This is a genomic window from Alcanivorax sp. (genome assembly GCF_017794965.1).
Lineage (GTDB): Bacteria > Pseudomonadota > Gammaproteobacteria > Pseudomonadales > Alcanivoracaceae > Alcanivorax.
Genome location: NZ_CP051240.1, coordinates 2,694,536 through 2,705,669, shown reverse-complemented (window position 1 = coordinate 2,705,669; position 11,134 = coordinate 2,694,536). Strand labels below are relative to the sequence as shown.

The window sequence follows — 11,134 nt, the reverse complement described above, 5'->3', positions numbered from 1 at the left end:
ACGGAAATCTGACCATGAAAAAGCCCCTTTCCCTGTTGCTGACCGTGTTCCTGTCCGCCTGTGATCCGCAATTGTTGCCGGCAGATATTCAGATGCCTGATGGCGCGGTTTATGAGGGAGAGGTCGAGAACAACCTGTTCCATGGCGACGGGGTACTTCGCTGGCCTGACGGACGTCAATACAGTGGTGAGTTCCGCAATGGATTGATGACGGGAAAGGGACGACTGGAAGAGCGTGACGGCTGTGTCCTGGAGGGAGAGTTTGTCAAGGGCGTGCTCCATGGCGAAGGGCAGTATGTGTGCGAAGACGTCCACTATCAGGGCGAATTTGCCATGGGCGAACTGATTCGCGGCAGCGTTGATTATCTGGATGACAACACTTACCAGGGGGAATTCAGTCAATTCCAGCCCCATGGGCAGGGGCTCTGGCGCACCGAGTCTGGAGAGGAATTCGAGGGTACCTTTGTCGACGGCTACCTGAAGGACGGGACTTACCGTAATCAGGAGGGCCTGGTTTATGAGGGTGAGTTCCAGTGGTTCGCGTTCGAAGGCCAGGGCAAATTGACTCGACCGGACGGTGTGGTCATCAGGGCACAGTTTGTCAACGGTGAGGCCCAGGGCAAGGGCGTACGTATTCGTCCCGGAGAGGATGGCCCGGTGGAAGAAAAGGGCTATTTCGTAGCCGGCCAGTATTATCCCAGCCAGCAGGACTGGGCGGCCCGTGAACGGGAACAGGCCGCCGGCACGGAGGCCCGTCTGTATACTGAGTCCAGTCGACTACAGTCCGTATTGTCCTCGCTGGCGCCGCAAAGACCGGGCGTGCGTGATGTCTACTTTCTTGCCATCGGGGGGGATGGTACTGAAAGGGTCTTCAGTCGCGAGGTGAACTGGGTGAGTGAACGTCTTGGCGGGGTGCTTGATCTCAAACGCCGCCAGATAAAACTGGTCAACGACGGTACCAGTGAACAACCGCTGGCGACCCGCACCAGTGTTCGTGAAGCGCTCAATGCCCTGGATGGGTTGATGGATCCTGACGAGGACCTGCTGCTGGTGCATATGGTCAGCCACGGTTTGCGCAATGGTGATTTGGTGCTGGATACGCGCAACCTGCGGCTGAATAACCTGACCGTGGATGACGGCAGAGACTGGTTGAACAATCTCAAGGTGAAGCACCAGTGGGTGGTGGTGTCCGCCTGTTACTCCGGCCAGTGGGTTAATGCTCTCGCGGCACCGCAGCGGGCGGTGTTCTCGTCGGCGGCCCAGGATCGCACATCGTTTGGCTGTGGGGATGACTCCGAGCGCACCTGGTTCAGCACGGCCCTTTATGGTGAGGACATGACCGCGGGCATACATGATCCGGATGCCTGGTTCGCTGCGGCCAGCGACCGGGTGTCCGCCATGGAAGCCGAGCAGGCAGTGCCCGAAGACGAATACTCCCTGCCACAGAAATCCGTTGGCAAGGCGTTTGTCAGTTGGTGGCAGAGCGAGACCCTCGACGCACCGAAGTGACGAGCTACAAGCTACAACGCGAAATAACACGATAGTAATTTCAGGTGCTTGTGCCCGCGCACCATGTCTGGTGGCTCGCGGGTGGGGCTTTTCAAATCATGTCAGCACTGGTCGCGTTGTAGCTTGCCGCTCCGAGGGTGTGATGTATTTGGCATGTTGCGCGTTGCGTCGACTCAATATAGCGGTGCGGTCTTGTCCAGCTGGTTGAGATAGTTCATCAGCTTGCGGCGTTCGCGTTTGAACTTGTCTTTCTCGTCGTTGCTGGCTGATTCCGGGTCGGACAGTTTTGCTTTAAGGGTATTGCGGGTCAGGTTGCGCAACTGTTGGCGGTCCCCGTGGGGAAATGCCTCGAGAATCTGCTGCAAGGTGCTGTCGGCGTCTTTTGCCTGATCGCTGTTGGCAATCTGGTCTACCCAGTTGCTCAGTCGTTGTTGGCGAAAGGGATCCTTGAGGGCCGCCAGCGCTTTCTCGATCTGGTCGCTATCGGATTCGCGCACCAGACGGCCGATATACAGCGAGTGGCGTCGACGAGCCTCGTTACTGGTGATGCGACGGGCTTCTTCCAGACCTTTCTTGAGCGCATCGCTGAGTGGCAGCCGGTCCAGCTCGCCTTGTTTCAGTGCCATCAGGGTCTGCCCCAGTTCCTGCAAGGCCAGATCATCGCGCTTCTGTTCTGACTTGCTGGTATACAGGTCGTCGTTATACTCGGTCATCAGGTCCACTATTTATCGTCTAGGTAACGGAAGTTCTATTTTATGTCTGATTCCCCCGCAACGACAGCAGTACTCGATACCGGCCAACTGCGCCAGGCCGAAGACACAGCGGCCTGGGTGCTGGAAGAGGGAAAACGCCTGGGGCTGGATGGCGTGGAGGTCAACGTCAGCCTCAGCCAGGGTTTTTCGGTCAATGTCCGTCAGGGGGAAGTGGAAACGGTGGAGTTCCATCGGGACCGGGGCGTGTCGCTGACGGTCTTCAAGGGGCAGTGCAAGGGCCATGCAAGCAGTTCTGACGACAACCGCGAGAGCCTGCGAGATAGCCTCAAGGCCGCCGCTGCCATCGCCAGTTATACCGAGGCAGACAAGTATGCCGGTTTGGCGCCGGCTGCAGATCTGGCCCGGGATATCCCGGATCTGGATTTGTATCACCCCTGGGAAATGGATACCCCGCGTGCCATCGAGGAGGCGCTGGCCTGTGAAACGGTGGCCCGTGATGATGCCCGCATCGTGAACTCCGAAGGCGCCTCGGTAAACAGTGGCGCCAGTTTGCGGGTCTTCGCTACCTCAGAGGGTTTCTTGCATGGTTACCGGGGCACGCATCACAGCCGGGTTTGCAGTGTGGTGGCCGAAGATGAAGGCGGCATGCAGCGGGACTACTGGTATGACGGTGGCCGTATCGGCTCGGCGTTGCAAACAGCGGAGCAGATCGGCGAGCAGGCTCGTGAACGTACTCTCGCCCGGCTGGGTGCGGTGATACCGGAAACCGGCGAATTGCCGATTATCTTTGCTCCACAGGTGGCTTCCGGGTTGCTCGGACACCTGGTTTCCGCCATTAGTGGTGGCTCTGTTTATCGGCGCAGTTCCTTCCTGCAGAACAGCCTTGGCGAAGCGGTATTGCCCAAGGGCTTTGTGCTGGCTGAGCAACCCCATCGGCTTGCCGGAAATGCCTCTGCTCCCTTTGACGGGGATGGCCTGCCGACCCGTGCCCAGAACTTTGTCGAAGACGGTATCCTCAAACAGTTCGCCCTGAGTTTGTATGCCGGTCGCAGGCTGGATATGACGCCGACAGGCAACGGTGGCGGTGTGCGTAACCTGAGCATAACGGATACCGGTGAGTCGCTTGAGGCCTTGATGGTCAAGGCCGGCAAGGGGATTCTGGTCACCGAAGTGATGGGGCAGGGGGTGAACGTGGTGACCGGGGACTACTCCCGTGGCGCCAGTGGTTTTCTGTTTGAAAACGGTGTCATCACTCAGCCTCTCCAGGAGTTCACCATTGCCGGGCATCTTGGCGAAATGCTGACAGGGATTCAGGGGAGCGGTACCGATGTGGACCGGCGCGGCAATATTGCCTGCGGTTCGCTGCTGCTGTCGCCCATGAAAATCGCAGGTCGATAATCATTGTGCCCATTGAGGGGGAGTGTCATGTCCGAGTTGAATCCGTATCAACAACCGACTGCCGACGTGGCGGCGCCAAATCCGGCCGCTGCCTTTGTCGTCGGTGAGCCGGGAAAGGTGTCCATCGGCGATGCCATGGGCTGGTTTGGTCAGGGCAAGGCCCTGCTGACCGGGAACTGGGGGCTGGTGATCGGCGCCCTGATTGTGGTGGCACTGCTGAATGCGGCGGTGCAATTCATTCCCTTCATTGGCTGGTTGGCAGGCATGTTCCTGATGACGTTGCTTTACGCCGGTCTGGTCAGGATGTTTCACCGTCTGGATAGCGAGGGCAGCGCGGAATTTGCCGATCTGTTTGCCGGTTTCTCCGAGAAGACCGGTCCACTGGTGATACTGGCGCTGATTCAGTTGGCGCTGTATGTGGTGGTGATCATTGCTGCGGTGGCGATCATGTTCATGGTGATCGGTCTGGATGCGGACATGATCAGCGCCATGGAGGTGGGAAGGATGCCTGATCCCGCTGCCAGCGGCGCCGCCATAGGGCTGTCGGTGGCGGCCATGTTCGTGATGTTTGTGGCGCTGGGCTTCCTGTTCTACTTCTCCATCCCCCTGGTGTTTCTTGGCGACATGGGCCCGGGTGAGGCCCTGGCCACCAGCTTCAAGGCCTGCCTGAAAAACCTGTTGCCACTGATTCTGTACGGCATCGTGGCCACATTGCTGGTGGTGGTGGCGTCTATTCCCTTCATGCTGGGGCTGTTGTTCGCCATGCCACTGCTGGCGGGAGCCTATTACGCGTCCTTCAAGCAGGTGTTCGCGGAATAAGCCGAAGCCGCACCAACCCAAAAAGCCGAAAGGATTTCCTTTCGGCTTTTTTGTTTGCGCTACAAGCTATGCTTGATTCGATCGAGAAACAGGAAAAGTTCCCGGGCTTTTGCGAAGAACGGAAAAGACTTTCAAATCGTTGAGTTCGGCGGCTTGGGAACCTGATAAGCCGCTGTAGATACCCTGTTCAAGCGCAAGCATTTTTCGCATGGCAATCACTAAAAAGCAGTGATGAATCGAACGGGGTGTCCGTCTTAACGCAGGCCCACAGGCCTGTCAGGTACTTACGCATTACTGCCACCTGGGCCTGCAGCTTGGTTTTCCCGCGGGCCACCTGGGCCTCATAAAATGCCTTGGCATTCGGATCAAAGCGCACGGCTGACATGGCAGGCATATACAAGGCTGAGCGTATGTACACGTTGCCCGCTTTACTGATCCTTGAGGCCTGATGAACGCTGCTTCCAGACTGGTACAGGCGTATATCCAGGCCGGCATGACGGCTTACCTGAGCGGATTTCAGGTGATCCGGCAAGACGCACAGCTCAGCCAGCAATGCGAGGGCCGTTGCCTCCGCGATGCCTTTGGCCGCGCAGAAGTGCTTATACAAGCGCTTGAGCTTAGGTGATTGTCCCAGAAGCTCCACCGCAGCCCGCTTCAGCCGATCAATGCGTCGATCCAGCATCTCAATGGCTTCCTGCTCATCTTCAACGAGCAGCGTGGGCGTAGACAGCGTGGCCTTCATGGCGTGGAGGCGGTTCTTTGCTTGTGTCCGGCTACCGGTCAGGCGGTTGATCTGCCTTCCGAGGCTTCGAAGGGCCTGACGGTGCTGATCTGGTGGTGTCCACAACCGGGGCTCCATACGCATGCCGTACTCGGCCAGCAGTGCCGCATCTATGCTGTCGGTCTTGCTGTTCTGCAGCTTGATATTGGCGAAGTTCTTGGTGCTTTTGGGGTTAATCACTGCCACGGGCAGGCCAGCCTCAACCAGAGCCACCGCCAGATCAAAGTAATACACCCCCGTTGCTTCCATGACGATGCACTTCGGTCGAAGTTTTTTCATCGCGCGAATCAGGGAATGGTGGCCATCAGGGGACTGCTTGTACTGCTTGGGCTTGCTGAACCTGTCATCGCCAAAGCTCACAACATCCACAGATCTAGCACCAATATCCACACCGGCAAATACAGACATACCCTTCACTCACAACGCTGAATTAACGACAATAGTCACCGGTTCCCCGACCTCGCACTGACTTACCTGCTACCGACCTTGTGATACGAAGTCTCGCGCAAGCGGCTTCGGGATACCCTTCGGAGTAGGTAATGAGGCGGGGAGCCGCTCTACAGACGAAGTCAGAGCAAGCTGCTTCCAGGAGCGAACGGCCTCCCCGGTAACGGCGATACCATAATTCATATGGTGAGGTGGCAACATACAAGGAGCGGTCGTTCGACCGCGATCCGAGCCCCAGCGAGGTAAGGATTCCAGAAACGCATTTAGAATAGGCAGGAGAGCAGGTGGCTCCTGCGGCTTTCGCATGCAGCATGCAGCATGCAGCGTCGCCTGTTCAGACCAACAGATTGGCGTACAGAATCGTGGCCAGACCGAGGAAGGCCATGAAGCCGACAATGTCGGTGATGGTGGTGAGCACCACGGAGCCGGCCAGGGCCGGGTCGATGCCCATTTTCTTCATGACCATGGGCAGCAGGGCGCCGGCACAGGCGGCCATGATCAGGTTGATCACCATGGCCACACCGATCACCAGGCCGATGCTGGGATCCTGGAACCACAGCCCGGCGGTGATACCAATGACAGTGGCCCACAGCAGGCCATTGATGGCCCCTACCGAGAGTTCCTTGAAGAGTAGATAGCGCGTGTTGTTGGACTGGATCTGGCCCAGTGCCATGGCGCGGATCACCAGTGTCAGTGTCTGGCTGCCGGCGATGCCGCCCATGCTGGCCACAATGGGCATGAGGATAGCCAGGGCCACCACTTTTTCCAGGGTGGCCTCGAACAGGCCAATCACGGCGGAAGCCGCGAGCGCAGTGAGCAGGTTGATGCCCAGCCACAGGGCGCGGCGGCGTGCTGTCTGCCAGACAGAACCGAAGGTGTCCTCGTCATCATCCAGGCCCGCCATGCTCATCAATGAGTGGTCTGCCTCTTCCATGATCACGTCAACCACGTCATCAATGGTGATCCGGCCCACCAGCATGCCGTCCTCATCCACCACCGGCGCGGTAACCAGATCATGGCGTTCGAAGATCTTGGCCACTTCCGAATCGGGCATGGTGGCAGGGATGGACTGGATATCGGTGATCATGGCTTCACGGACGGTGGTGCCCGGGTCACTGATTAATACCTTGGTGAGCGGCAGCAGGCCGATGAACTGGTTCTTTCTGTTCACCACGGCCAGGTTATCGGTGGTACGGGGGATGTCACCCCGCAGGCGCAGGTATCGCTGTACTACCTCAAAAGTGATCTCCGGGCGTACCGTGATCACATCGGTATTCATGATCCCCCCGGCAGTGTCTACCGGGTAGCTCATCACATGTTCGAGGCGTTCGCGGTTCTGCTCGTCCAGGCTGGCCATGACCTGGCTGGTGACATGGTCAGGGAGTTCCTGCAGCAAGTCCGCAAGATCATCGGTGTCCAGCTCTTCAACCAGCGAGACCAGTTCGTCGGTGCTCAGATTGCGCAGCAACTCTACCCGGACTTCCTCGCCCAGATACTGGAGCACTTCGGTTTCCTGCTCCTTGTTGAGCAGCTGCCAGAGAATTTCCCGCTCACGGGGCGGAGACGATTCCAGCAGGTGAGCCACTTCTGCGCCGGGCAGATTGTTGATCAACTGACGCACCTGGGTATAGGTCCCGCTGGCGAGGGCCCGGTTGATCGCTTTGAGGTGTTGCTGGCTGCGGCTGCTGTCGGCGGGCATGGAACTCAGTTAACAGTTAACAGTGAATAGTTAACAGCGAAAACAAAACGTGCTGCTGCTCGGCTGGGATGTCCACACAGTAACAGTCCTGCAGTGTGTGTGGTACTTGATTTTTCAACTGTTCACTTTTCACTGTTAACTATTCACTGTCTTTTATTCTCCCTCATCGAACATTCGTGCAAACAGGTCTTCCAGTTCCTCCATGGCGGCGTTTTCGTCTTCGCCTTCTACCTGAAAGGTCACCTGGCTTCCCTTTGCTGCGCCCAGCATGAGTAGCCCCATGATGCTTTTTGCATCGATGGGATTGCCGTTGTGAATGACGTGAATGCGGCTGTCATAGCGTGAGGCCACGCTGACCACCTTGGCGGCCGCTCTGGCGTGCAGGCCCAGTTTGTTGGTTACGTCGAGTTGTTTCTCAATCATGGGGAAGGTGTTCCTGAATAGGCAGCGGCTCAGTGCTGCTCGCGGTGACGCACCTGGAGCTCAATGTCTTCCTCGCGCAGGCGGGCGGCGAGCTGCTCGACCATATACACCGAACGGTGGCGGCCGCCTGTACAACCGATGGCCACTGTCACGTAGCTGCGGTCACTGTGGGCGAAAGCGGGTAGCCAGCGTTGGATGAAGCGACTGATGTCATCCAGCATGTCGTGGCTGGCCTGGTGCTGTTGGAGAAAATCAATGATTGGCTGGTCCATACCGGTAAGCGGGCGCAGTGCCGGATCCCAGTGGGGGTTGGGCAGAACCCTGACATCGAAGACCAGATCGGCATCGTTGGGCAGGCCGTTCTTGAAGCCGAAGGACTCCAGCTGCAGTGACAGATTGGATTGGCGTCGGGCCACCCGCTCCCGAATCTGGTTGCGCAGGCTGTGTACTTCGTAGTTGCTGCTATCGATGACCAGGTCGGCTCGCTGGCGAATGTTGGCCAGTAATTCCCGTTCATGCTGGATGGCATCTTCCAGGGTGCGCTGACCGGTGCCCAGTGGGTGACGGCGACGGGTGGCGCTGAAACGCTTTAGCAGGGTGTAATCGTCTGCATCCAGATAGACAATCTCGGTTTCTATTTCCTGCTGATGCAGGGCATCAAGAATACTGTCGAAGGCTTGAAGCTGGGCGGGGACGTTGCGGGCATCAATCCCCACAGCCACCCGCTCGATGGGGGCCTCGCCGGCGTTAAGCTGGGTGGCCAGCGTGGGCAGCATACCCACGGGTAAATTGTCCACACAGTAGTAGCCCTGGTCTTCCATGGCTTGAAGGGCTGTGGTCTTGCCTGAGCCGGAACGGCCACTGATGATGGTCAATTTCATGGTGTGATTGCTCGCAGGCCGCTGGCCACATGCAGGTATTTGGCACGGGCGTCAGCTTTGAACTGGCGGTGGAGTGGCATGCTGCATGGTTGCCTGATGCGTTTCATCACGATGCCAGTCTGAGTTCGGCCTCGGACTCTACAGCGGTTTGATAAAACGCGTGGTTGTCCTGGCTGCCGCGCAGTTCACTGCGATAATCGTCATCGTTGAACAGGGTCGCCAGGTGGCTGAGCGTCTTGAGATGCTGTTCAGGGTTTTCCTGTGGCACCAGCAGTACAAAAACCAGATCCACAGGGCGGCCATCAACGGCATCGAAATCGATGGGCGTGTCCAGCTTGAGCAGTAGTCCCACCGGTTGCTGGCAGTGCCCCAGACGGCAGTGAGGGATGGCAATGCCTTCGCCGATGCCGGTGGAGCCCAGTTTTTCCCGGGCCACCAGGGCATCGAACACCTCCTGCTCCTTGAGGGTGTCACAGCTGGCCGCAGCCAGCTGTGCAACCTGGTCCAGCAGCTGTTTCTTGCTGCTGGCCTGTACCCCACTGTGGGTACGTGCTTCGGTGAGTATTTCGCGAACTCGCATAATTGTCGCTTCGGTTTAGTGGCCGTGCTTGTGGCTGACGGCCTTTTCCTTGTGTTTCAGAATCTGACGGTCAAGTTTGTCGGTCAGCTTGTCGATGGCCGCATACATATCGTCGGCTTCAGCGGTGGCAAACAGGTCGGCCCCGGAAATGTGAACGGTGGATTCTGCCTTATGGGTCTTCGGTTCCGGAGAGAGAATCACCTGGACGCTGGTGATCTGGTCGAAATGACGCTCCAGGCGAGAAAACTTGTCGCCTACATAGGTGCGCAGAGCATCGGTAACTTCCAGGTGATGACCGCTGATATTAATTTGCATGGCTGGCTCCTTTACCTGCTTATTGGGCCGTCATTCAGACGCTACACCAGACGTTTGCGAGCACTGGATGACGGTATTCTCATTGCCTCACGATACTTGGCAACGGTCCGGCGCGCTACGTTGATTCCCTGCTCGTTGAGCAAGCTGGCCAGTTTGTTGTCACTGAGCGGCTTGCGGGGATTCTCGGCAGCGACCAGCTTCTTAATAATGGCACGAATAGCTGTGGAGGAACACTCACCGCCGCCGTCCGTGCCCACGTGACTGGAAAAGAAATATTTCAGCTCAAAGACGCCGAGGGGTGTCATCATGTACTTCTGGTTGGTGACCCGACTGATGGTCGATTCATGCATCTCGACGGCATCGGCAATGTCGGCCAGTACCAGGGGTTTCATGGCTTCTTCACCGTAGTCGAAGAAGTCCTGCTGCACTTTCACAATGCGGGTGGCGACCTTGAGCAGGGTGTCGTGGCGGCTCTGCAGGCTCTTGATGAACCACTTGGCCTCCTGCACGCAGTTTTTCAGGTACTGGCCGTCCTCACCGGGGGTTTTTCTGGCCAGGCTGGCGTATTGTTGCTGCAGGTTCACCTTGGGCAGGATGTCATCGTTGAGGCTGACCTGCCAACGGCCATTGTGCTGGCGCACGATCACGTCCGGCACGGCATAATCCACCTGGCTTTCGCCAATCTGTTCCCCGGGAGCCGGGTCCAGGGTGCGGATCAGGGAGAGGGCGTCGAGCAGCTCCTGTTCGCTGGTCTGCAATACCCGGCGCAGCGCCGCATAGTCATGCTTTTCCAGCAATTCCAGGTGTTCGAGCAGGGCCAGGGCCAGGGGCAGGTGCGGGGTGTCCGCCGGCAGTTGGCGTAATTGGACGCCCAGGCAGTCGGCCAGATTCAGGCTGGCGACGCCAAGGGGGTCGAATTGCTGCAGGCGGTGCTGTACGGCGAGCACCTCATCGGTCTCCAGTTCATCGCCTTCTGTGAGCAGATCTTCCTGACGGTTTACCATCTCGACAATGTCGTCGATGGTGGTGGTCATGTAGCCGCGGTCATCCACAGACTCGATGATGGCCATGGCAATGATGCGGTCCACATCGCTCATGGGTGTCAGGTTCAGTTGCCAGAGCAGGTGATCCTGAAGGTTGCCGGAAACGGCATGGCGCTGCTGCCATTCGTCCGCGTCATCGGGGAGGGCGGCTGCCGAGCTGCTGCTCTGTCCGGAATAGACGTCATCCCACTCCGTCTCGATGCCCGGATCGCCATCCACAAACTCTTCCAGTGCGTCGTCGCGGTCGGTGTCGAGTTCATCAGACTGACGCTCTTCGTCAGCCTCGGGCAGGGAATCGTCACCGAAGTCATCGGCCAGTTCGAGCAGCGGGTTGCTCTCCACGGCCTGTTGAATCTCCTGTCGAAGATCCAGGGTGGACAGCTGAAGAAGGCGGATGGCCTGCTGCAGCTGGGGCGTCATGGTCAGCTGCTGGCCGATTTGTAGTTGTAGTGTGGGCTTCATACTGCTCAGGTTTGGTGTGGTCCCCAAAAACCCGAGAATAACAGCTTGAAACTCTATCAAGCAAT

At 58.0% G+C, this 11,134-nt stretch carries 11 protein-coding genes; 3 read left to right on the top strand and 8 right to left on the bottom strand.

The genetic code is table 11. From position 1 onward, the window contains the following. Positions 1 to 14: 14 nt before the first annotated feature. The gene (locus HF945_RS11860; RefSeq protein WP_290522811.1) at positions 15 to 1,508 is read left to right on the top strand and encodes a C13 family peptidase; all 1,494 of its coding nucleotides are present in this window, start codon (positions 15 to 17) and stop codon (positions 1,506 to 1,508) included. 173 nt (positions 1,509 to 1,681) lie between these two features. Here HF945_RS11860 and yjgA read toward each other — a convergent pair whose 3' ends face one another. Then, a complete protein-coding gene (gene yjgA, locus HF945_RS11855) occupies positions 1,682 to 2,221 on the bottom strand; it encodes a ribosome biogenesis factor YjgA (protein ID WP_290522810.1) in 540 nt (179 codons plus the stop codon). Positions 2,222 to 2,263: 42 nt separating this feature from the next. Here yjgA and pmbA point away from each other — a divergent pair, with 42 nt between their 5' ends. Together pmbA and HF945_RS11845 are read left to right on the top strand one after the other, a co-directional pair. Next, positions 2,264 to 3,619 (top strand): metalloprotease PmbA, encoded by a 1,356-nt coding sequence (gene pmbA, locus HF945_RS11850; RefSeq protein WP_290522809.1) that lies wholly within the window; start codon positions 2,264 to 2,266, stop codon positions 3,617 to 3,619. A 27-nt stretch (positions 3,620 to 3,646) separates the two neighbouring features. After that, a complete protein-coding gene (locus HF945_RS11845; RefSeq protein WP_290522808.1) occupies positions 3,647 to 4,438 on the top strand; it encodes a BPSS1780 family membrane protein in 792 nt (263 codons plus the stop codon). Between the two features lie 187 nt (positions 4,439 to 4,625). Here HF945_RS11845 and HF945_RS11840 read toward each other — a convergent pair whose 3' ends face one another. The 7 genes from HF945_RS11840 to HF945_RS11810 all read right to left on the bottom strand — a co-directional run bounded on the left by HF945_RS11840 (position 4,626) and on the right by HF945_RS11810 (position 11,069). After that, complete coding sequence (locus HF945_RS11840) at positions 4,626 to 5,627, bottom strand: IS110 family transposase (RefSeq protein WP_290522807.1); 1,002 nt, start codon at positions 5,625 to 5,627, stop codon at positions 4,626 to 4,628. 373 nt (positions 5,628 to 6,000) lie between these two features. Then, the gene (gene mgtE, locus HF945_RS11835) at positions 6,001 to 7,365 is read right to left on the bottom strand and encodes a magnesium transporter (RefSeq protein WP_290522806.1); all 1,365 of its coding nucleotides are present in this window, start codon (positions 7,363 to 7,365) and stop codon (positions 6,001 to 6,003) included. A 153-nt stretch (positions 7,366 to 7,518) separates the two neighbouring features. Next, a complete protein-coding gene (locus HF945_RS11830) occupies positions 7,519 to 7,788 on the bottom strand; it encodes an HPr family phosphocarrier protein (RefSeq protein WP_290522805.1) in 270 nt (89 codons plus the stop codon). Positions 7,789 to 7,817: 29 nt separating this feature from the next. Continuing rightward, the gene (rapZ, locus tag HF945_RS11825) at positions 7,818 to 8,669 is read right to left on the bottom strand and encodes an RNase adapter RapZ (protein ID WP_290522804.1); all 852 of its coding nucleotides are present in this window, start codon (positions 8,667 to 8,669) and stop codon (positions 7,818 to 7,820) included. Positions 8,670 to 8,775: 106 nt separating this feature from the next. Then, on the bottom strand, positions 8,776 to 9,249 hold the full coding sequence (ptsN, locus tag HF945_RS11820) for a PTS IIA-like nitrogen regulatory protein PtsN (RefSeq protein WP_290522803.1): 474 nt from the start codon (positions 9,247 to 9,249) through the stop codon (positions 8,776 to 8,778). Positions 9,250 to 9,264: 15 nt separating this feature from the next. Further along, the gene (gene raiA, locus HF945_RS11815; protein WP_290522802.1) at positions 9,265 to 9,564 is read right to left on the bottom strand and encodes a ribosome-associated translation inhibitor RaiA; all 300 of its coding nucleotides are present in this window, start codon (positions 9,562 to 9,564) and stop codon (positions 9,265 to 9,267) included. A 41-nt stretch (positions 9,565 to 9,605) separates the two neighbouring features. Then, positions 9,606 to 11,069 (bottom strand): RNA polymerase factor sigma-54, encoded by a 1,464-nt coding sequence (locus HF945_RS11810; protein ID WP_290522801.1) that lies wholly within the window; start codon positions 11,067 to 11,069, stop codon positions 9,606 to 9,608. Positions 11,070 to 11,134 lie beyond the last annotated feature (65 nt).